Here is a 21,110-nt window from a genome sequence, read left to right as displayed (position 1 = left end):
AGTCAGCTTGCTAGTCCAGCACACACAAAGGTCGCCAGTTCGGTGGCGATCGCCTCACGCTGGCGAACCGTCTCCCGTGGCCTTGGCTGATACCAGCGCGAGGTCCAGTTCAAGGCGCCGAGGACCGGTTTGGCAGCCAGCTTCGGCTCCACGTTCCGGAAGGCGCCCGTGGCGATCCCCTCCCGGATCACATCGACGTACAGCTGTTCGTTGCCAGCACGAAGCGCAGCGATCTCTTTCAAGAGCTTCTGCTCGTCAATCGTCATCCGGCCGGACAGGTAAAGCTCAAGACCTTGTGCCGCGACCCTCAGATACGGCAGCCGCTGTATGATCAGCAGAGTGTGAGCGAAGCTCATCTGCCAAAGCCGCTCGCGTGGATCGCCCTGCGCATGGGCGAAGGGCCCGATGGCCTCTGCAGTGAGTTCCATAGCTCGGCGGTTGACCGCTGCGAAGAGGTCGGATTTGGTGCGGTAGTAGTAGTAGATCGTGCCTTTCGTCGCATCGAGAAAGTCGGCTACGCGGTCGAGCGACGCCGCCGCGAACCCCATCTCCATGAAGGCGCGGGCGGCGGCGTCCAGGATCGCGACCTCGCGGTCCGATCCGCTCTTCTCATCGGGCCGAGGGTCCTCCGTGAGCCCTACTTGTTTGGGACCGCGTTTGTTGACGCGAGATAGGGACACGCAGACTGATCCTCCGGCAGGAACGCCTCCCGCCCGGGAAGCACCTTGAGGATCTTATAGTAGTCCCACGGCGCTTTCGACTCGGCAGGCGATTTCACTTCCACGATCAACATGTCGTGGACCATGCGCCCGTCCGCTCTGATGCGACCGCCGTGGGCGAAAAAGTCGTCGACCGGGATGTCGCGCATCGCCTTCATCACGGCTGCCGCGTCCGTGCCGCCCGCCGCTGCCACCGCCTTGAGGTAGTGTCGGACGGCCGAGTACACGCCGGCCTGATTGGATGTCGGCATGCGATTGACCTTCGCAAAGAATCGCCGCGCGAAGGCTCGGGTTTCATCGTTCTGGTCCCAGTAAAACCCCTCAGTCGACGTCAGACCTCGCGCGACGTCCAGACCGAGGCCATTGATGTCGCTCAGGAACATGAGGGTGGCGACGAGGCGTTGCCGGCCGTCGCCGCCGACCCCGAACTCGCGCGCCTGCTTCACGCTCTTAATGAAGTCTTCTCCCGCGTTTGCGAGCCCGATCATCGCCGCCCCAGAGGCATGAGCCTGGAGCAAAAAGGAGCTGAAGTCCGCGCTGCTCACGGGCGCGCTCACACTCCCAATCACCCTGCCGCCCTCGGCGTTGATCAGGCTCGTCATGTCCCGCTGGATCGCATGGCCGAATGCGTAGTCGGCCGTGATGAAGAACCAAGTGGCGGCGCCAAACCCTGAAACCGACTCCGCGGCTCCTTTCGCCTGTGAGTACGTATCATATACGTAATGAACAGTAGTTGGACTGCAGTACTTGTGCGTCAGATCCGTCGTCGCGGCTGCCGTAAACATCGCGATCCGGTTCTTCTCGTGACTGACATGGTTAATTGCCAGCGCGACCGATGAATTTCCGCCGTCCGTGATCATCTGGACGTCGTTTTCGTCTATCCATTTGCGCGCGATGCTGGAGGCGATGTCGGCCTTGCTCTGATGGTCAGCGTACAGGAGCTCCACGGTGCGCCCGAGTACCGAGCCGCCGGCATCTGCGACGGCCAAGCGTGCTGCCTCGAGCGAACCCTGCCCCCCGTTGTCGGCATAGAGGCTCGACGCGTCCGTGAGCACGCCGATCCGCAGCGGTTCGGCCCCATGCGCGACGCTCGTCGAGAGTGTGCCAACGATGAGCGCGGCACTCAGAGCGCGACGTCGCACCATCTGTTTCCTCCCCTTAAGCGGCTTGAGGCCGCTGTACCATTTTGGCATTTGCATACTACGGCGTATCTTGTATCGCAACATGAGTCGTGTGCCGGTGAGGCTCACAGCGTTCCGCGCATTTCGTTGGAGGTCCCATGGCGATCGAGCAGGGAACCGTTTTGGTCCAGCGGGATGGGCCTGTGACCACCGTCACGATCAACCGCCCGGAAGTGAGGAACGCGCTGGACATCGAGACGGCGGCTCGCCTGTTCGACGCCTTCCAACAATTCGAGGCGGATGCGAGCGCGAGCGTGGCGGTATTAACCGGGGCCGGTGGATCGTTCTGCTCTGGTGCGGATCTTAAAGAACTCGCGACGGGGCGTGTCTACGAGCCCTGGGCGACGGGCGAGCGGGGGCCCACGCGCCCGTTCCTTTGCAAGCCCGTGATCGCGGCCGTTTCGGGTCACGCTTGCGCGGGCGGTCTCGGCCTCGCGCTCTGGTGCGATCTTCGGGTAGCCGATGAAGATACGACTTTCGCCGTCCTGTCACGGCGCTGGGGCGTTCCGATGAGTGAGGGCACAACGGTGCGCCTGCCGCGCCTCATCGGCATGAGTCGGGCGCTCGACATGCTTCTGACGGCGCGTCCCATCCACGGTCGAGAAGCCGTCGAGATCGGGCTTGCCAACCGGCTGGCCCCACGCGGTACCGTCCTTGCCGTCGCCCACGAACTCGCCAACGAGATCGCCATCTTCCCCTCGATCGCGATGCGCTCGGACCGCCACTCTGCTTACGTGCAGTGGGCGTTGCCGTTGGAGGATGCGCTGGCAAAGGAGACCGAACTGGCCGCTGCGGCGCGGGCGCGCGAGGCCGTCTCCGGTGCGGCGCGCTTCGCGTCCGGAGCCGGCAGACACGGAGAGAAGGCGTGACGGGCGGCTCGACATCGATGCGCGCGGCGGTGTGCCGGAAGCACGGCGATTACCGTGACCTGATTGTCGAGGACCTCCCGCGTCCTGTACCCGGACCGAGGGAGATCCTGATCGATGTCGCCGCCAGCGGCGTCAGCTTCGCCAACATCTTGGCAATCGCCGGACGCCATCAGAACAGGTCGGACCCACCCTTCATCCCCGGCACGGAAGTCGCTGGGATAGTTCGAGCCTGCGGAGAAGGGGTGGACCACCTTCGCCCCGGTGATCGCGTCGTTGCGGCGGTCCGGAACGGCGGCTTTGCGGAGGGCGTCTGTTCTCCGGATACCACCGTCTTCAAAATCCCGACCGTCCTGCCGTTCGACGAGGCGGTACTATTCCCAACCATCTATGGGACGGCGTACGCCGCCCTGACCTGGTACGCGCGGCTGCAGGCCGGTGAGACGGTTCTCGTCCATGGGTCTGGCGGTGCGACTGGCTTGGCCGCCGTCGAGATCGCACGGTCGCTGGGCGCGCGCGTCATTGCGACGGCGAGCTCGCCCGAGAAGCGTGCGACGGCGCTGCGGCATGGCGCGAGCGTCGCGATCGACTACACGCGGGACGGATTTCGCGACCAGGTCCTCGACCTGACCGGCGGGCGCGGAGCCGACGTCATCTTCGATCCCGTCGGCGGAGCGGTCCTTTCCGAGTCCATGCGTTGCATCGCGCCGGAAGGACGCCTTCTCCCGATCGGTTTCGCGGGCGGGGACATCCCGCAGATCCCCGCGAGCCTCATCCTGGTGAAGAACATCGCAGTACTCGGCGTCTACTGGGGTTACCATTTCGGCTGGGCGAAGGTCCCGCCGAAGCCGGGCAACACGGAACGCGTACGCACGCTCTTCACCGAGTTGTTCGACCTGTACGAGCGCGGGGCGCTCCGCCCGACAATTCAGCGTCGGCTGCCGATTACCGAATTCGCGGCGGCACTCGCGTTGATCGAAGAGCGGCAGGTCATCGGGAAGGTCGTGCTCGATTGTAGTCCTGGCGACGAGCTCTCGAACAGTGGGCTGCCGTAAGGTCAGCTTCGCCGTGTCTGGGGCTGCTCATCCTTAAACGGGGGATATTCGATGGCGGAGTTTCTCGACTGGCCGTTCTTCAATCGCGATCATGCGACATTCGCCGGTGAGTTCCGGGGATGGGTCAAGAGTGCGGTCCCAGATCTGATCGATCACGCCGATGTCGATGGATCGTGCCGGAAGCTCGTTGCTGAACTCGGTCGGTCGGGGTGGCTCGAATATGCCTGCCCGGACCATCGGACCGACGGCTCGCACGATGTCCGCACCCTCTGCCTCGCGCGTGAGATCTTGGCGTACGAGAGCGGGCTCGCAGATTTTGCGTTCGCGATGCAAGGCCTTGGATCGGGGCCGATCGCCTTGTTCGGCCACCACGCGCTCAAGGAGCGTTATCTGCCGCCGGTGCGCCACGGTCGTCACATCGCGGCGTTCGCCTTATCCGAACCGGAGTGCGGATCGGACGTCGCCGCGATCTCGACCAGCGTGACCCAGGATGGGCCCGACCACGTCAGGATCGAGGGCACGAAGACCTGGATCTCGAACGGAGGGATCGCCGACTTCTACGTCGTCTTCGCCAGATCAGGCGAAGGACCTGGCGCGAAGGGTCTCTCAGCATTCGTAGTCGACGCCGACACCCCCGGTCTGTCGATCTCGGAACGCATCAACGTCATGGCTCCCCACCCGCTGGCGACACTTCGCTTCGACGCTTGCCGCGTGCCGGTGACGAACAGGCTCGGTGCGGCCGGTGCAGGCTTCAAAGTGGCGATGGCCACACTCGATATCTTCCGCACGACTGTGGGGGCGGCGGCACTCGGGCTGGCACGACGCGCGCTGGACGAGGCACTGTCACGCGCCTCTTCCCGAAGGCTCTTCGGCACCCCGCTCGGCGAGCTTCAGCTCACGCAAGCTGCGCTGGCGGAGATGGCGACCGCCGTCGAAGCGTCCGCCCTGCTGATTTACCGTGCGGCCTGGGCGAAGCATTCGGGCAAGGCCCGCATCACGCGCGAAGCAGCGATGGCGAAGCTTTTCGCGACGGACAGCGCGCAAGGCGTGATCGACCGCGCGGTTCAGATCTTCGGCGGCTCAGGTGTGAAGACGGGTTCGAAGGTAGAAGAACTCTATCGTGAAGTGCGCGCTCTGCGCATTTATGAAGGCGCGAGCGAGGTCCAGAAAATCATTATCGCACGCGAGATGCTACGTGGAGCCGTATTGTGAGGTCTAAGAAAGGCGTCTTTGACATGGCGTGAGAGGGAAAGTTGCCAGCGTCAACACTCAGGCTCGGATGAGCTCGTCGAGCTTGGCCTGAATGGCGGCCCCGTCCCGGTTCTGGGTGTTCTGGATGAGGAACACCATCAGGAAGGTCACGATGGTCGTGCCGGTGTTGATCACCAGCTGCCACGTGTCCGAAAAGCCGAACAGCGGCCCCGTGACCGCCCAGACCAGGATAAGGATCAGGCTCAGCGCGAAGGTGAACGGCCGACCTGCGGCGCGTGCTACCCGAGAGGCGAACTCGGCAAAGCCCTTCGGCGTCCTCATCCGACCTGCCCGCCGACTACGGTGTGGTCCATCCTCACACCTCCATTTCGGCGCCGACCTCCATCACCTGTCGGGCCGGCACGCACAGGTAGCTCGCCGTCTCCTCGGCGTTGCGCTGCATCAGCGCGAAGATTTCCTCGCGCCAGCCCGCCATGCCGGGCTTCTTCTCCGAGGCGACCACCGTCTCGTGGCTGATGAAGTAGCTCAGGCGGTCGCAATTAACGCCGGTGAGCCGGCCGTCCTCGACCGCCCGCCGCAGGGCACGCGGAACGTGGACGGTGTCCATGAAGCCGAACCGGAGCAGCACCCGCGTCACGTCCGGCGCCACTGGCACAACCTCGACCTGCTCAGTCTCGGAAGCGTGCGGCACGTCCAGGCTCTGGATCGTCACCAGGAGAACGCGCTCGTGCAGCACGCCTAGGTGGCGCACGAAGTTCATCAGCGGCAGCGGCATGCCGTCCTCGGCCGAGGTCAGGAACGCGCCCGTGCCCGGGATGCGCGGTAGGTGCTTGGCCTCGACGCGGGCCAGGAACTCGTCTTCCGGCATGCGGATGTCCGCTCGCGCCGCCTCCATGAGCTGCGTGCCGCGTCGCCAGGTCAGCATCAGGAACGCCACGGCCGCCGCGAGCAGCAGTGGAAACCAGCCGCCCTCGAACAGCTTCAGCGTGTTGGCGCTAAAGAAGGTCAGGTCGACGATGAGGAACGCGCCGTTGCATGCGAGGACCAGGATCGGGTTGAAGCCCCAGCGCAGGGCGATTAGCCCGGCCAGGACAGTGGTGATCACCATCAGCAGCGAGACCGCGATGCCGTAGGCGCCGGCCAGCGCGTCCGAGGAGCCGAAGGCCAGCACGGCTCCAAGCGTTGCGAAGGCCAGGAGCCAGTTCACGATGGGCACGTAAATCTGGCCGGCCTCGTGCGCGGAGGTGTGGACGATGCGCATGCGCGGGAACAGGCCGAGCTTGATCGCCTGCTCGGTCAGCGAGAACGCACCCGAGATGATGGCTTGCGAGGCGATGACGGTTGCTAGCGTCGCGAACAGGACAAGCGGCACGTGCGCCCAGCCTGGGGCGAGCTGGAAGAACGGGTTGTCGATGGCGGCAGGGTCAGCGAGCAGTAGGCCACCCTGGCCGAGGTAGTTCAGGACCAGCGCCGGCAGCACGATGGCGAACCAGGCAAGCCGGATCGGCAGGCGGCCGAAATGGCCCATGTCGGCGTACATCGCCTCGCCGCCGGTCACCGCCAGGAACGCCGCGCCCAACATGGCGAAGGCGACGGACACATGCTCGGTGAGGAGGTAATGGACCGCGTGGTAGGGGTTCAGCGCGCCCAGGATCGCGGGCGTTCGCAGGATGCCGAGCACGCCGATGGCGGCGATGGCTGCAAACCAGACCAGCATCACGGGTCCGAAAAAGCGGCCGATCATGCCCGTGCCCTTCCGCTGGACCGAGAACAGGCCGATCAGGATCACGACGGTGATCGGCACGACGAAGGGGGCGATGCCGGGCAGATCGAGCTTGAGCCCTTCGACGGCCGAGAGGACCGACACGGCTGGCGTGATCGCCCCGTCGCCGTAGAGCAGAGCCGCGCCGACGAGGCCGACGACGAGGAGAACGGCGCGCCAGGAGCGGGGTGGCGCATGCCGGGCGCCCAGGAGCGCCAGCATGGCCATGACGCCGCCCTCGCCGCCGTTGTCCGCGCGCATGATCAGGACGGCATACTTGGCCGCCACGATGAGGACCAACGCCCAGAGCACGAGGGAGACCGCGCCCATGACTGCGTCGGGCCTCAGCTCTCCGCCCGCAGCAGCCGCTTTGACGGCTTCTCTGAGGGCGTAGAGCGGGCTCGTGCCGATATCGCCGTAGACGATGCCGAGCGCGCCGAGCGCCATGGTCGCGGAAGCGGCTGGCGCCTTTGTGCGGGCCTGGCCCTGTACCATCGTCGCTTCCATAACGGCTTGACCCGATGCACCCGCAGTTGCGGCGTTCTCCAGATACGGCGACTGCACCTTGACCGTTCCATACCCGGAGGGATTGCTGCCTCTGCAGAAGTAAACAGCGCGAGCGGATCAAGGCTTCGACTCAGCGGGCATCTAAAAATTGGATTGCCGAGCCGGAAGTGTGCCTAGCGGTGACGACCATCCAATCGAGTGATCCCGAGAAGCATTACTTGTTGCGCAGTGCTCCAAACGCCAGTCAGGGCAGGGACGACGGCTCCTTGAAGCCAACGTGCGGAGGAAGGGTGTCAACCATGAGCGCAAGGTGCCCTCGGATGGCAATCTTAGCCGCAATGAAGGTCTGCTTCTAAGGTTTGGACGCTGAAAGCGGACCGGCGGCTTTCGGCCATTTCCGGTCGCGTGAGTTGGCGCCGCATAATGGCTGGGTTGGGTGGTTTTCCGTCGGTCCGCTTTCCGGGCAGAAATGGGAAAAGCGGCCACTCGGCAATTGGCCGAAGAAGACCGATCATTGACCGGTAACAACAGGCTGCGTGAACCTTCGTGGAGGGTTTTGCCTGGACCGCTGGACCGCTCGTCTTCTTATGCCCCCATGGTCAAAACAGAGCCACCGTCAACCCGCAGAAACTCGCCGGTGATGAAGCTGGCCCGCTCGGAGCAGAGGAACGTCACCGCCGCGGCGACTTCCTCGGCCTTGCCGCGGCGTTTGGCAACGATGCCCGGACGCTCCTCGTCCAGCGTCTTCTGGATTGCCTCATCGAAGGAGATGCCCTTCTCCTTCGACTTCTTTTCCATCTGCGCGTCGGTCATCGGTGTGGCGATGAAGGCCGGCCCGACCGCGTTCACCAGCACGCCGTCCGGCCCGTAGGCCTTCGACAGTCCCTTCGCGAGGTTCAGGACGCCGGCCTTCGCGGCCGCATAGGGGAGTTCCTCGATGTAGGGCTGCACAGCGTCCTCCGAGGAGAACAGCACGACCCGGCCCCAACCCGCCTTGCGCATGTGCGGGATGAAGGCCCTGGTCGCGCGCACCCCGGCCATGAGGTCGGTCTGTATCGCCTCCAGCCAGTCGTCGTCGGTCAGTTCGAGGAAGTCCCCGGACGCGCCGGTGATGCCGGCGGCGCAAACGAGAATGGTCGGCTTGTCGTCGAAGGCCATGTTGGCGAAGGCCGCGAGCACCTCGATCCCCTTGGCCTCACTGAGGTCGGCCTGGACGGCGCGGACCTGACCCAGCGCCGCCAGTTCCGCGGCGGTCGCCTCCAACTCCGGGCCTTCCTTGTCGGTGAGGACGACGTGAACGCCCTCGCGCAGAAGATGCTCCGCGGTCGAGCGACCCATGCCCGACTTGGCGCCCGTGACGACGGCGACCCGCCCTTTGATTCCGAGATCCATCTGTTTCGTTCCGTTGACATCCATATCCCGCCAAACATGACGAGGACCCTGGATGCATGAGTTGAAGAGGATCGACGCAATCGCTCAGTTCGGGTGGAACACGACCTTCACGCAACCGTCCTTCTTGTCCCGGAACGTCTTGTAGAGGTCCGGCCCGTCGGCGAGGTTGGTGGAGCGGTGGGTGATCATCGACGTCATGTCGATTTTCCCCTCCTGGATCAGCTTGGTCAGCGTCTCCAGGTAGCGCTTCACGTGGGTCTGCCCACTCTTCATGGTCAGGCCCTTCTGAACGATCATGCCCATGTTGACCGGGATCGGGCCGCCGTAGACGCCGGGCACCGAGACGATGCCGCAGGGGCGCACCGCCTTGATCGCCTCCATCAGGGCGTAGGGCCGCTCGGTTGAGGTCAGCTTCTCCTGGATCGTGTTGACGAGGCTGGCGACGCCATGGCCGGCGCTGGCCTCCATTCCGACGCAGTCGATGACGCCGTCGGCGCCCTCGCCCTTGCTGATCTCCTTGATCCGCTCGAACACGTCTTCCTTCGCGTAGTCGATGATGTCGGTCGCGCCGTAGGTGCGGGCCAGCGCGAGGCGCTCCGGCACCGTGTCGATGGCGATGATGCGCTCGGCCCCCATGATCTTGGCCGACTGGATCGCGAACAGGCCGACCGGCCCCGCGCCCCAGACCGCGATGACCTCGCCGCCCTTGATCTCGCAATGCTCGGCGCCCTGCCAGCCGGTGGGCAGGATGTCGGTGAGGAACAGCAGCGACTCGTCGTCCACGCCCTCGGGCGCCAGCATCGGCGCCACGTCCGCCATCGGCACGCGCACGTATTCGGCCTGCCCCCCGGCATAGCCGCCGGTAAGGTGCGAGTACCCGAACAGGCCCGCGGTCGGGTAGCCGAACTGCGCCGCCGCCATCTCGCCGTTGCGGTTCGAGCGCTCGCAGACCGACCAGTTCCCGAGCCGGCACTGCCGGCATTCGCCACAATTGATGTTGAACGGGACGACGACGCGGTCACCCTTCTTGAACTTGGTGAAGCCGGGGCCGACCTCGACGACCTCACCCATGAACTCGTGGCCGAGCACGTCGCCGGCCTCCATGGTCGGCATCTGGCCGTCCATCAGGTGGAGGTCCGAGCCGCAGATGGCACAGGACGTCACCTTGAGGATAATGTCGCGCGCGTCCTCGATCCGCGGATCTGGAACCGTGTCGCAGCGGATGTCGCCCTTGCCGTGCCAGCACAGTGCCTTCATCGGGTGTCTCCGGTCGGGGGCGAGGCCACGCTCGACCGAAGAGGAACGCGCTCGCGAACGAGGATGCCTTTGAGAAGTCCGCCTCCTCCAGGGGGTTCCGTAGCGCCCGTCCACGTCGCCACGACGATTGCGGCCCACGTTCGAATCCTCACTGTCGAAGCCGGAGCGAGGATCGCGATCAGGGGCGTGCGGCTCCACGGAACGTCGGGAGGAACCCTGCTCGTCGAGCCCCTGTTGGCCCGGGCAACCGGAGGATCCCATGTCCGCAGAGACGTCCAAGCCATTCGCCGTCGTGACCGGCGGCTCGAACGGCATCGGCTTCGAGCTCGCCCGCGAGCTCATTGGGAGCGGGTACGACGTTCTCATCGCGGCCCAGGACGAGGGCCACGTTGCGGATGCGGCGCGGCGCCTTTCGACGGAGGATGGCAAGGTCAGCACGCACGCCTCCGACCTGTCGTCCGAGGCTGGCGTCGACAGCCTCGTCGCGGCCATCCGTTCGGAGGGACGGCCCGTGGACGTGCTGTGCATCAATGCCGGCTTCGGCCTGGGCGGCGCCTTCGTGGAAACCGACTTGGGGCGCGAACTCGCGATGATCGACCTGAACGTGCGAGGCGCCGTCCAGCTTACCAAGCCCGTCGTCAAGGAGATGGTCGCGCGTGGCAGCGGCAGGATCCTGTTCACGTCATCCATCGCCGCGTCGATGCCCGACCCGTTCGAGGCGGTCTACGGCGCCACCAAGATGTTCCTGCGCTGGTTCGGCGAGGCGCTGCGAAGCGAACTTAAGGACACCGGGGTGACCGTCACCGTGCTGATGCCGGGACCGACCGAAACCGACTTCTTCCGACGGGCCGAAATGCTCGACACCAAGATCGGGGCCTCGAACGGCAAGGACGATCCGGCAGCCGTGGCCAAGGCCGCCCTCGACGCATTGCAGTCGGGCAGCGACAAGGTGGTCCCGGGGGTCAAGAACAAGGTGATGAGCGCCGTCACAGAGGCACTGCCGGACATGGCTGCGGCGGCGCTCCACCGCGGCTTCTCGAAGCCCGGCTCGGCGGGCTGAGCCCGATCCCAGGGGACGCCGGCTGCCAACCTCGAACGACCAACCCACTTGGCGCCGCTTCAGCATACGCCGATGAACCCGAGGATCTCCACGGCCGCCTGACATGTCAGACATCACAGATGGGGTTTCCCATCGTGGGTAGGTCAGCACCTCCTCCCATCGTCATCCACTTCCGGACGCGATGTATGGTACGTCCCGGGCATCGAGTCGGCGTGGTCATGCCTGCCGTTCCTGACCTGGGCGGGGGTGGGGGGGACATCCCGGTGGCAAGCGCCCTCCCTAGGACGGAAAGCGGCCAGGCCCACAATCCTGGCGGCGACCTACGCGGTCGTGCTGCTTGCACCCTGGACGGCCGAGGGTCCGGACTCCGTCAGGCCGGACCGTGAAAAAAGGAACCTCCACCGGCCTCCACAATTGCCGCCTCGGCATAACGGAGCAAACGATGGCTACGAGCAGCACCCCGCGCACCCACCAGACCCGCAACGACACGAATTCCAACGCCAAGAGGGTGTCCATCGAGGCCCTGAACGCGCGGCTGGCCGACGGCATCGACCTCGCCTTGGCGATCAAGCAGGCCCATTGGAACCTTAAGGGTCCGCAATTCATCGGCATCCACCTGATGCTGGACGGTTTCCGCGCCGAGATCAGCGACCTCAACGACAAGGTGGCCGAGCGGGCGGTGCAGCTCGGCGGCACGGCCCTGGGGACGGCGCAGGTCGTGGCGGGGTCGTCCAAGCTACCCGCCTACCCGACCGGCATCTACGCCATCGCCGACCACGTCGCCGCGCTGATCGACAGCTACGCCGCCTACGCCAATGCCGTACGCGAGAACATCGACGAGACGGACGAGGCGGGCGACCCCGACACGGCGGACCTGTTCACCGAGGTCTCGCGGGCCGTCGACAAGCAGCTATGGTTCCTGGAAGCCCATGTCCAGGAGCCGACGGGCCAGATGCGGGACGGCAACGCGCGCAATTGAGGAAGGTCCGCCCCTCCGTACCCGGTCGGACGGAGGGGTACCGCAGGTGGCGTCGCCCCCGAATATCGGGGAGGCAGGGGCCTGGAGCGGGCGCCAACCCCACTCTCGCTTCCCATCCTTCGCGGATCCTGAAAGGTCCGCTTCTCGGCAGCTTGGTGGACGGTGACCTACGGCTGAATCGAGTCGCCGAAGACGCGTACGCCGTGAGGCGCTCGGGCTGATCGGTGGGCCCACGGGACGCGATGGACCGTCCGGGCGAACGAGCACCAAGGCCGGTTGGTCCTCCGAAAGCGGTCATGCCCCTTGCCGCCGCCCTGGTTTCTCGGCCGCTGAATGACCCTTGCCGCCGCCGAGGCGTTCACTCCCGTAACCCCACCCGGACGGGAGCCCCGATGTCGAGCCTGACCGAGCGCAAGGCACGCCTGATCGTCCACGGCCATCAGCCCTACAACGCCGAACCGCCCCTCGACCGATTGCGGGCCACCTACCGGACGCCGGCGAAGGATTTCTACGTCCGCTCGCACGGCGACCTGCCGGACCTCGACGAGGCAACCTGGCGCCTCACCGTCGATGGCGGAACCAGCACCATGCTTGAGTTGTCGCTATCGGACCTTCGTGCCTGCTTCCCCGAAACCGCAGTCACGGCCACGATGCAGTGCGCCGGCAATCGTCGCGCCGACATGCGGGCGGTCGCCCCGGTATCGGGCGACCCGTGGGACGCCGGCGCCATCGGCACCGCGGAATGGACCGGGGTTCGGCTCGGCGATGTCCTGCGCGAGGCGGGGGGCGCCGACCGCCCAGGCTTCCATGTCGCCTTCGAGAGCCACGACACGGTGGAAGGCCATCCCTACGGGGCCTCGATCCCGCTAAGGAAGGCGATGGCGCCCGAGACCCTGCTGGCTTACGCCATGAACGGCGAGGCCTTGCTACCGGAGCACGGCTTTCCGGTCCGCGCTGTGGTGCCGGGCTTCGCCGGCGTGCGCAGCCCCAAATGGCTCCGGCGCCTGAGCGTCCAGGACCACCCCTCGGACAACCCGATCCAGGCCGGCGACTACAAGCTGTACCCGGCCGACGTGACCGCTGAGACCGCCGATCCGGCCAAGGGGCACACCATCGATACGATGCCGCTGAACGCGGCGATCTGCGAGCCCGGGTCCGGGGCCGTCCTCAAGTCGGGGAGCAACAGGGTCCGCGGCTACGCGGTGAGCGGGGACCGGGCCATCGTACGCGTCGACGTCTCCGGGAACGGCGGCCGGTCCTGGGTGCAGGCCGAGCTCGAACACGAGGCTGACGCTCCGTTCGCCTGGACGTTCTGGAGCGCGGACCTCGACCTGCCGCCGGGCGGGCATGGGCTAGCCGTGCGCGCCTGGGATGAGGCGGGGCAGACGCAGCCGGCACTGCCGGACGAGACCTGGAACCACAAGGGCTACCTATGCGCCTGCTGGCATCGGGTGCGGGTGAACGTCACCTAGGGACGGGCGAGACCTGGGATGTCGGCTAGCGCCGCCCTCGTGGACGACGTCCTAGCCAGCGGCCGACCAAGCACCGCGCCACGGTCCGACGTCATGCCCGTCGGTCATCCCGACCCCGTCGTGCGTGGCGTCGGCAACGTCCGACCATGGCGGGCGTTTCCCGTGCTTTGAGGCGCCGGGCGCGCCTTTGCCAGCCCCGAGCCCCAAGGAACACAATGTCCCAAGAGACCAGCATCCAGGCGACCAAAAAGTTCGGCGAACTCGTCAACGCCGGTCAATTCGACGCCTTCCCCGAGGTCGTCGCCCCGGATTGCCACGACCACGACCCGGCGCCGGGCCAGCATATGGGTCCCGAGGGGTACAAGGCATTCTTCACGCAGCTCCGCACCGCCTTTCCTGACATGCAGGTCGAGGTGAAGAAGCTCGTCGCGGATGGGGACAGCGTCGCCTTCGCCTACACGCTCACCGGCACGCACCAGGGCGACTTCAACGGCCACAAGCCGACCGGGAAGGCCATCAAGGTCCGTGGCATGCAGATCGGCCGCTTCGTCGACGGCAAGATGGTCGAGCGCTGGGGTTCTTCCGACGAGCTCGGCATCCTCAAGCAGATCGGCGCCATCGAGGGATGACGGAGGCTTCCGCGACGGCGTCCCGGCCACGGGACGTCGTCGCGGTTTGGCCCGCCCCGGAGGCTCGATGACCGGCCGCTGGCTGTTCGACTCCTCAGGCGCTCCTGGCCTGGTCGGGATGGCGGCCCTCCGCGAACTCCTCGACGATCTTGGCGCAGAAGGCCGGAAGATCCTTGGGCGTGCGGCTGGTAACGAGACCCTTGTCGCAGACGACCTCCTCGTCGACCCAGGTGCCGCCGGCGTTCTCGATATCGCGGCGAACGGTGGGATAGGAAGTCAGCGTGCGGCCCTTCACGACGTCGGCCTCGATCAGGGTCCAAGGCCCGTGGCAGATGACCCCGACCGGCTTGCCCTGCTCGAAGAAGTCCCGAACGAACGCCACGACATCCTTGCTCGCCCGGAGCTTGTCCGCGCCGACGCATCCGCCCGGGATGACGAGCCCGTCGAAGTCCGCGGCCGAGGCCCCCTCGATGGTCTTGTCCACCTTGTAGCGGCCGGCCGGATCGAGGTCGTTGTTCACGGTCTCCGCCTCGCCGGCCTCCAGGCCGATGACCGTCACGGTCGCTCCGGCCTGCTTCACCGCGTGATGGGGCTTGGCGAACTCCGGCTCCTCGGTGCCGCGCGGTGCGATCAGGATCGCGATCTTCTTTCCCTGCAAGTTCATGTCATCGTCCTTCTGGGTGTTGGGGTTCATCAGAGGCGCCGTCCGCACCGTTCCTCACGCCGGGATGCGGTCGATGCCGGCGGTGTCCTCGGCCGCCACGCCGTTCTCACGGTGGCGGAAATCGCTCAGCGCCCGGTAGACCTGGAGGCGCGCCCGCATCACCGAACCGAGCGGCCGGTGCGCCGCGAGGCTGTGCGCCGGGCGGAAGGTCATGACCTCGTCGAAGTACCGCACCCGCTCCGGCGAGTAGGCGTCCTGACGCGGAAGGCGGAGCGTCGCCACCGTGAGGTAGGGGCTGACCGACACCGGCCAGTCCACCGAGGCGTCCTCGATGGGTTGCCGCTCGGCATCGGCCCAGAGCTGCGCCTTCAGCTCGAACACCACCTCGTTGTCCCTTAGGAAGGCGACCGTGGCGTGCCGGAAGCCGTCCTCGTCCTGGTTCGGGTCCAGCCGCCATTCGGATAGCGCGCGCTGCGCCTCGCCAGTCGGCACGGCCCCGAGCTTGGCCACGTAGTCGCCGAAGCGGACCGGCGCTTGGCTGAAGTAGCTGTCCGCTAGCGGGTGGCTGTAAGGGTGCCCGAAGAAGTCGGCGAAGGCGCTCTCGGTGCCGAAGGCATGCAGCGCCTTGTTGAGGTTGCGCATGGTTGAGGACACCGCGCTCTTCACGCCCTCCGGCAGGCTCGTCGATTTGCCGATGACCGTGCCGTCGCGCAGGAAGCCGGCCGCCGTCCCGGACGGGAAGGTGGTCCCGGTCGCGAGGACGAAATCCTGGGTATCGACGGAATGGCCGGGGAGCTTCTCCCCGGGAACGTCGAAGACCTTGATGGACATGCCGCGATGGGTCGAGACACGGTCGCCCAGGGTCTCGCCCGGGCCTTGAGCGAAACGAACCGCGACGGGGTGGGTGCCGGGCGTGGCGAACAACCCTTGGGCCAGTTCGGGCGGCAGGCCGGTGGAAATCGTCAACTCGCCCGTGACGCAGGCCGAACTCTTGGCGTGGCTGGCACGCACGGCATGGTGCTCGCGCTTCTCCACCGTCTCTGATTGCTGCGTCATGCCGGCGATGATGCCGTCGATGGTCTCCTGCTCGTCCGCAGCAGGCTTCTCGATGTCGGGGGCGTATCGAAGGTAGGTCATGATCTTCCTCACGGTGACCGGGGAACTGAGGCGGACCGCGGCAGGAGAGAACGCAGCGGACTTGGGATTCGGCGTATCGAGTCGGGAACGGGATGCCGTTCCGAATATCGAAGGGGCCGCGGGCTCGGGTGTGCGACAAGCCAGCTCAAGGCGCGTCCTTCCCAACCGTTTCAAGGATCACGCGCGCCGTCTCGGCAGGCTGATCCCAATGCGGGAAGTGGCCGCAGCGCTCGAACCAGTGCAGATGGGCCGACGGGAATGCTACCTGGGCGCGTGCGGCCTGGCGCGGCAGCAGCAGGTGGTCTTGGCGGCCCCAGCCAATGGTGACGAGGCCGGGGGTCGTTGTCGAACCCTGCTGCAACGGCCCGCGTGCCAGCTCACGCAGCATCGCATCGAACACCGGTGTGGCCGCCAGGCTCTGCAACTCCCCGACGACAAGCTGCGGTGGCAGCGCCCACGGACGGGCCGACAGTTGGGCGAGCAGCAGCGTACGGGTGACGGCGTGGCGCGACAGGCCGGGATGGAAGGGCCGCAGCAACCGCACCAGGCGTATCGATGCGGCGAGCGTCCAGTGAAGCCAGCCCGTTTCCCACCCACGCCAGAAGCCGCCGGGATCAAGCGCCACGCAGTGCCGACCGATGCCCCGCCGAGCCAGCTCCAGCACCAGCCGGCCCCCCACCGAACTGCCGACGAGGTCCGCCGTCGTCAGGCCTTGCGACTGCACGAAGCCGGCGAGGGCGTCCGCATGGGCCTCCATCGTCTGCCGACCCGCGAGCGGGGCCGATCCGCCATGTCCCGGCAGGTCGACCAGGATCAGTTCATGCGAGCCGCGCAATGCGGGCAAGAGCGGATCCCAGGTGCGGAGATTGGATCCCAGCCCATGGACCATGAGCAGCGGCCGACCCGTGCCGAGGCGTTCAAAATGCAGGGACATGACGGCATTGTCCTTAACTCGCCACGAGCGGGCTGCGCTCGCAATGCCCGCAGGGACGTCGACGTCCCGTCCGCGCCAACTCAGATGCCGGCGTACCAGGCGTAGCCCTGGTCCTCCCAGTAGCCGCCCTTGCCGTCGCCGATGTGGGCGAAGTTCTCGACGACCTCGATGCGCATCACATACTTCGCCTGCTTGTAGCCGAGGTTGCGCTCGACCCGCAGGCGCAGCGGGGCGCCGTTCGAAACGGGAAGCGCCTCCCCGTTCATGTCGTAGGCGAGGATGGTCTGCGGGTGGAACGCGTCCACCAGGTCGATGCTCTCGTAGAAGCGAACCGGCGTCCCGCCGCTGGCCGCATCGTCCTCCGTCGCCTGTTGGCCGCCGGAGTCCTTCCTGCTCTCTCTGCCGCCCGACTGCTTCGTCATGCTCGGGTTGGCGTTGCCGGCGGGGACCTCGTCGGCCCCCTCGTCGTCTCCCCCGCCTTCGAGCGGACTGCCCTGATCCATGGTGTCGGCGCAGTGGAACACCACGTATCGCGCCTGTGGCTTGAGCTTGGCGCGGTTGAGCAGTTCGGCGAGCGGCACCCCGGCCCACTTGCCGATGGCGCTCCAGCCCTCGACGCAATCGTGCCGGGTGATCTGGGTGCGGGCCGGAAGCTTGCGGAGTTCGGCCAGGGACAGCTTGAAGGGTGCCTCGACCAGGCCGCCGACCTCCAGGTGGTACTTGGCGAACCTGCCCTTCGCCAGGGCCTTGTAGTCCCTGTCGGGCGGGTCCTCGGTCCCGTTCGGCTTGAACCACGGCGAGATGTCGGCCTCTGCATATTCCGGGGCCAGCGTCGCCTCGCCCAAAAGCAGGCGCTGGACGAACAGGTTTGCGTCCTCGCCGGTCTTGAGCGTGCGGCGGAACCACTCCGCGTTGCCGAGGCGGTCGCAGCCGCCGAGCAGGGCCGCCGCGGCCATGGCGGCCCCTCCCGTTAGGAGGGCGCGTCGGCTGGGAAGGCGGCTCATACCCAGGTCTCCCCGGTGACGGGTGCCGGCTCGATCTTGCGCTCGATCACGAACCAGCCGGTGAGCATGCCGCGCATGTTGTTCCAGAAGCCCGACAGCAGGACCAAGGCGACGTGCACGACCACGAGCAGGACGAGCAGGGCCGCCACGACGAAGTGCACCGTGCGGGCCGACTGGCGTCCGTCGAACAGCGTCAGAAGGAAGGGAAAGGCGGCGTCCATCGCCGGGGACATCGCGAGGCCGGCCAGGACCTGCACCGGCAGGAGTACGAACAGCACGACGAGGTAGGTGAGCTTCTGGATGACGTTGTAGCGCTTGGCCTCGTCGCCTTGCGGGAAGCGCAGCGTCAGGTGCTCCCAGATGGACGCGCCGAAATGCCGGATCTGGTCGCGGGACGGGATAACGCGGAACCGAAGCTGCCCGCTGGCCAGACCGTAGAGCAGGTAGGCGAGGCCGTTCAGCACGAAGGTCCAGGCGAAGAAGAAGTGCCAAGAACGGCCGCCGGTGAGGTCCTGGTCGCTCGGCAAGGTCGCCCAGGCCGGGAAGCCTTGGTCGGCCGCCTCGCCGTCGGAGCCGACGGAGGAGCCGAGCCATCCCGTCGTGTCGAAGCCGTGGCCGAATACCGTCGTCATGCCCTTGGGCGGATCGTCCGCGGTCGAGGACATCGCCAGCAGCGGCGCATCGAAGGTCGAGACCTTGCCCCAGTACAGCGCCGGGTGGGCGTTGAAGATCTGCAGGCCGCTCATCAGCAGGACCAGCAGGCACACCGCGTTCACCCAATGGGTGACACGGATGACGAGGGGGTGGCGAAACATCCAGCGGCGACGCTCGACCTCGCCGGTCTCGGGAGCGGATCGGGTGAGGTAGGTTCGAGCCAAACGGTCTTTCCCGCATTCAGGACGGCTTGGGCGGAGGTCCCTGGATCGGGGCCTCTGGAAGCGCACGGCGCCGTGAAATCACATGCCGCGATTCATCATCATCCGCTTCTTCATCATGCGGCGCTTCATCATCTGCTTCCGCATCATGCGCTTCTTCATCATCATCCGCTCGCTGCGGTCCATGCGGACCTGGGTAACCGCGGAGGAGCCGGCCTGGAGACCGTTCGGGCCCATCGGCGCGGCGGAGGCGGCGCCGGCTCCGAGCGCGAGGCTGCCGAGGACCGTGGCGGCGAGGGCAAGGGTAGTGATCTTCATTCGACGTCTCCTGTAGGGGAAGGGATCCCCTTTCGCACATGGAGAGAAGAGAAGGTGCGACCACCAAGTTCCTGTTTTATCAAATAAAAATAGTAGTCCGACAGAGTTTGGGCGCGACAAATCGGACGTCGAGGCAGGGCCTCGCGCCGCGCCCAGGCCGGGCGCACGCCAAGCTGTACGGAGGCATGGAAGGGAAAGTTTCAAACCTAGCCGGGAACGCTGACCGCCCACCTCCAAGTCGACGCGATGAGTTCCCGATCACGTGAGGCCAGGAAGAGAGGTTGATCAGGGAGATGACCGGAACGGGTCCGGGCTTAATCGGTTGTGCACAAGTGAGTTTTGGAGATCGTGTATGCCGGCAGCGCCCGTTCGCTATTCCCCCGACGTCGAGAAGATCGCCGCCGACGAAGGCAAGACCATTGAGGGTCTGAACGAGACCTTCGACACCATCCTGGACAGGGTCGCGAAGGACTCCGGCCACGCGGTGCGCTCGGTCCACGCCAAGGCCCACGGCATCCTGGAAGGCACGCTTCGCATCGACGCGGGCCTGCCGCCCGAACTCGCCCAGGGGCTGTTCGCGACGCCGGGCGAGCACAAGGTCTATATGCGGATGTCGACGAACGCGGGCGACATCCTGCCGGACGCCGTCTCACTGCCGCGTGGCCTCGCGCTGAAAGTCCTGGACGTCGCGGGCGAGCGCCTGCCGGACGCAGAAGGGACGACCCAGGACTTCGTCATGGTCAACGGCCCGGTGTTCCAGGCGCCGAACGCCGAGAAGTTCCTCGGCAGCCTCAAGCTGCTCGCCAAGACCACTGACCGGATCGAGGGTGTGAAGGTCGCCGCCTCCACCGTGCTGCGCGGGGTGAACAAAGCGCTGACCGCAATCGGCATCGAGAGCCCGACGCTCGGCTCGCTCGGCGGTGCGCCGAACGTCGACCCGCTCGGCGAGACCTACTACAGCGTCACGCCATTCCGGTATGGCGATCACGTCGCCAAGTTCTCGGTGGCTCCCGTCGCCCCGGCGCTGACCGCGCTGACCGGCACCGAGATCGACGCTTCGGGTCGCCCCGACGCGATCCGTGAGACGGTGCGGTCGGAGATGGCCGCCATCGAGGGTGTCTGGGAGTTCCGGGTGCAGCTGTGCCGCGACCTGGAGCGTCAGCCGGTCGAGGATCCGACGGTCGAGTGGAACGAGGATGAGGCGCCGTTCCAACGGGTCGCCACCATCACCGTCCGGCCGCAGGACAGCTGGGACGCGGCCCGCGTCGACGCCGTGGACGAGCGCATGCGCTTCGCGGTTTGGACCGGCCTCGCCGCCCACCGTCCGCTCGGCAACATCAACCGGGCCCGCAACGCCCCCTACAGGCATTCGGCCGAATTTCGTCGGCGCTACAACGGTTGCCCGATCCACGAACCCGTGGGGCGCTGAGGGTGGATGCGATGTCAATGGAATCGAACAAGAACCTCGTCCGCGCCTACTTCGTTGCGTTCCGGGACCGGGACGCGGTGTGGTGGGAGCGGTTCATCGCCCCGGACTTCGTGCGCCATGACCCTGGCCTCGACTTCGAGGTCCGTGGCCCGGCGGGCGTCGCCAGGCTCGGCGAGGTGCTGCACGGCGGGTTCTCGGACATCGAGATGCATGTCGCCGAGGTCATCGCCGAGGGCGACCCGGTGCTGGCGCGTCTCCGGTTCACCGGCCGTCATACCGGGACGTTCCAAGGCACGCCCGCCACCGGCAACGCGGTCGATATCGCCGTGATGGATTTCTTCCGCGTCGTGGACGGGCGGCTGACAGAGCATTGGGCCCTGATGGACAACCTGTCCCTGCTCAAGCAGGTCGGCGCCATCGACGCCTGAGGGGTGCGGCGGCGTTTTGCGGACGGTCGGCGCACCGCGACGCTTGGACACCGTCCGCTCCACGACCGCCTTCTTTACACACCGCCGGACTGACCTGACCGGTATTTTGGACCGAGCCGATTGAGAGGCTACTGCATGGTCGCGGCCATGGGTAGCCGGAAGGCCAGATCCGGGTAGCTGACGGGCGCGGGCGGCCGATAGCCCAGCGACGAATGCGGTCGGACGCAATT

The 21,110-nt window shown here is 66.4% G+C and carries 20 protein-coding genes and 1 pseudogene; 9 read left to right on the top strand and 12 right to left on the bottom strand.

Annotated features, from left to right (window positions below):
* Window positions 1-2: 2 nt before the first annotated feature.
* Together MKK75_RS25950 and MKK75_RS25945 are read right to left on the bottom strand one after the other, a co-directional pair.
* Window positions 3-680 (bottom strand): TetR/AcrR family transcriptional regulator, encoded by a 678-nt coding sequence (locus tag MKK75_RS25950; RefSeq protein WP_244045369.1) that lies wholly within the window; start codon window positions 678-680, stop codon window positions 3-5.
* Entirely contained in the window at window positions 638-1,864 is a 1,227-nt protein-coding gene (locus MKK75_RS25945; RefSeq protein ID WP_244045368.1) for an ABC transporter substrate-binding protein, read from the bottom strand. The genes MKK75_RS25950 and MKK75_RS25945 overlap by 43 nt, the downstream gene beginning before the upstream one ends.
* A gap of 134 nt (window positions 1,865-1,998) precedes the next feature.
* On the opposite strand from MKK75_RS25945, the gene MKK75_RS25940 reads away from it, so the two are divergent.
* Genes MKK75_RS25940 through MKK75_RS25930 form a run of 3 tightly spaced genes read left to right on the top strand, consistent with a single transcriptional unit; the run spans window position 1,999 to window position 5,033 of the window.
* Entirely contained in the window at window positions 1,999-2,769 is a 771-nt protein-coding gene (locus MKK75_RS25940) for a crotonase/enoyl-CoA hydratase family protein (protein WP_244045367.1), read from the top strand.
* Window positions 2,766-3,821 carry an NADPH:quinone oxidoreductase family protein gene (locus tag MKK75_RS25935; protein ID WP_244045366.1) on the top strand — a complete coding sequence of 352 codons (1,056 nt, stop codon included), beginning with the start codon at window positions 2,766-2,768 and terminating at the stop codon, window positions 3,819-3,821. The genes MKK75_RS25940 and MKK75_RS25935 overlap by 4 nt, the downstream gene beginning before the upstream one ends.
* A 51-nt stretch (window positions 3,822-3,872) precedes the next feature.
* The gene (locus MKK75_RS25930) at window positions 3,873-5,033 is read left to right on the top strand and encodes an acyl-CoA dehydrogenase family protein (RefSeq protein ID WP_244045365.1); all 1,161 of its coding nucleotides are present in this window, start codon (window positions 3,873-3,875) and stop codon (window positions 5,031-5,033) included.
* A gap of 60 nt (window positions 5,034-5,093) precedes the next feature.
* On the opposite strand, the pseudogene MKK75_RS25925 reads toward MKK75_RS25930, so the two are convergent.
* The 4 genes and pseudogenes from MKK75_RS25925 to MKK75_RS25910 all read right to left on the bottom strand — a co-directional run.
* Window positions 5,094-5,354: pseudogene (locus MKK75_RS25925) on the bottom strand (low affinity iron permease family protein); the annotation flags it as partial.
* 34 nt (window positions 5,355-5,388) lie between these two features.
* Window positions 5,389-7,242, bottom strand: a complete 1,854-nt coding sequence (locus MKK75_RS25920) for a potassium transporter Kup (RefSeq protein WP_244045377.1) — start codon at window positions 7,240-7,242, stop codon at window positions 5,389-5,391.
* Window positions 7,243-7,887: 645 nt separating this feature from the next.
* Window positions 7,888-8,694 carry an SDR family NAD(P)-dependent oxidoreductase gene (locus MKK75_RS25915; protein ID WP_243986023.1) on the bottom strand — a complete coding sequence of 269 codons (807 nt, stop codon included), beginning with the start codon at window positions 8,692-8,694 and terminating at the stop codon, window positions 7,888-7,890.
* An 84-nt stretch (window positions 8,695-8,778) separates the two neighbouring features.
* Window positions 8,779-9,951 carry a zinc-dependent alcohol dehydrogenase gene (locus MKK75_RS25910; RefSeq protein WP_244045364.1) on the bottom strand — a complete coding sequence of 391 codons (1,173 nt, stop codon included), beginning with the start codon at window positions 9,949-9,951 and terminating at the stop codon, window positions 8,779-8,781.
* A gap of 259 nt (window positions 9,952-10,210) precedes the next feature.
* Here MKK75_RS25910 and MKK75_RS25905 point away from each other — a divergent pair, with 259 nt between their 5' ends.
* The 4 genes from MKK75_RS25905 (at window position 10,211) to MKK75_RS25890 (ending at window position 14,091) form a co-directional block, all read left to right on the top strand.
* Entirely contained in the window at window positions 10,211-11,011 is an 801-nt protein-coding gene (locus tag MKK75_RS25905) for an SDR family NAD(P)-dependent oxidoreductase (RefSeq protein WP_244045363.1), read from the top strand.
* 442 nt (window positions 11,012-11,453) lie between these two features.
* Window positions 11,454-11,990 (top strand): DNA starvation/stationary phase protection protein Dps, encoded by a 537-nt coding sequence (dps, locus tag MKK75_RS25900; RefSeq protein WP_010685749.1) that lies wholly within the window; start codon window positions 11,454-11,456, stop codon window positions 11,988-11,990.
* Between the two features lie 392 nt (window positions 11,991-12,382).
* Window positions 12,383-13,462, top strand: coding sequence for a molybdopterin-dependent oxidoreductase (locus MKK75_RS25895; protein ID WP_244045362.1), 1,080 nt, complete (start codon window positions 12,383-12,385; stop codon window positions 13,460-13,462).
* A gap of 215 nt (window positions 13,463-13,677) precedes the next feature.
* Window positions 13,678-14,091, top strand: a complete 414-nt coding sequence (locus MKK75_RS25890) for an ester cyclase (protein WP_243986014.1) — start codon at window positions 13,678-13,680, stop codon at window positions 14,089-14,091.
* Between the two features lie 94 nt (window positions 14,092-14,185).
* Here the strand turns inward: MKK75_RS25890 and MKK75_RS25885 are convergent, their stop codons facing one another.
* The 6 genes from MKK75_RS25885 to MKK75_RS25860 form a co-directional block, all read right to left on the bottom strand.
* Window positions 14,186-14,755, bottom strand: coding sequence for a type 1 glutamine amidotransferase domain-containing protein (locus MKK75_RS25885; RefSeq protein ID WP_244002393.1), 570 nt, complete (start codon window positions 14,753-14,755; stop codon window positions 14,186-14,188).
* A 54-nt stretch (window positions 14,756-14,809) separates the two neighbouring features.
* Window positions 14,810-15,892 (bottom strand): catalase family protein, encoded by a 1,083-nt coding sequence (locus MKK75_RS25880; RefSeq protein WP_244002391.1) that lies wholly within the window; start codon window positions 15,890-15,892, stop codon window positions 14,810-14,812.
* A gap of 145 nt (window positions 15,893-16,037) precedes the next feature.
* Entirely contained in the window at window positions 16,038-16,826 is a 789-nt protein-coding gene (locus MKK75_RS25875; RefSeq protein ID WP_243986012.1) for an alpha/beta fold hydrolase, read from the bottom strand.
* Between the two features lie 80 nt (window positions 16,827-16,906).
* On the bottom strand, window positions 16,907-17,830 hold the full coding sequence (locus tag MKK75_RS25870) for a molybdopterin-dependent oxidoreductase (protein WP_244045361.1): 924 nt from the start codon (window positions 17,828-17,830) through the stop codon (window positions 16,907-16,909).
* Window positions 17,827-18,708 (bottom strand): cytochrome b/b6 domain-containing protein, encoded by an 882-nt coding sequence (locus MKK75_RS25865; protein WP_244045360.1) that lies wholly within the window; start codon window positions 18,706-18,708, stop codon window positions 17,827-17,829. The genes MKK75_RS25870 and MKK75_RS25865 overlap by 4 nt, the downstream gene beginning before the upstream one ends.
* A gap of 78 nt (window positions 18,709-18,786) precedes the next feature.
* Window positions 18,787-19,023, bottom strand: coding sequence for a hypothetical protein (locus MKK75_RS25860; RefSeq protein WP_244002385.1), 237 nt, complete (start codon window positions 19,021-19,023; stop codon window positions 18,787-18,789).
* A gap of 352 nt (window positions 19,024-19,375) precedes the next feature.
* Here MKK75_RS25860 and MKK75_RS25855 point away from each other — a divergent pair, with 352 nt between their 5' ends.
* On the top strand, window positions 19,376-20,452 hold the full coding sequence (locus MKK75_RS25855; protein WP_244045359.1) for a catalase family protein: 1,077 nt from the start codon (window positions 19,376-19,378) through the stop codon (window positions 20,450-20,452).
* 17 nt (window positions 20,453-20,469) lie between these two features.
* The gene (locus MKK75_RS25850; protein WP_244045358.1) at window positions 20,470-20,880 is read left to right on the top strand and encodes an ester cyclase; all 411 of its coding nucleotides are present in this window, start codon (window positions 20,470-20,472) and stop codon (window positions 20,878-20,880) included.
* Window positions 20,881-21,110: the final 230 nt, after the last annotated feature.

Origin of the sequence: Methylobacterium sp. J-030 (assembly GCF_022829545.1) — a bacterium.
Taxonomy (GTDB): Bacteria; Pseudomonadota; Alphaproteobacteria; order Rhizobiales; family Beijerinckiaceae; genus Methylobacterium.
The sequence above is the reverse complement of the archived record's forward strand: the minus strand, read 5'-3'. Positions and strand labels throughout refer to the sequence as shown.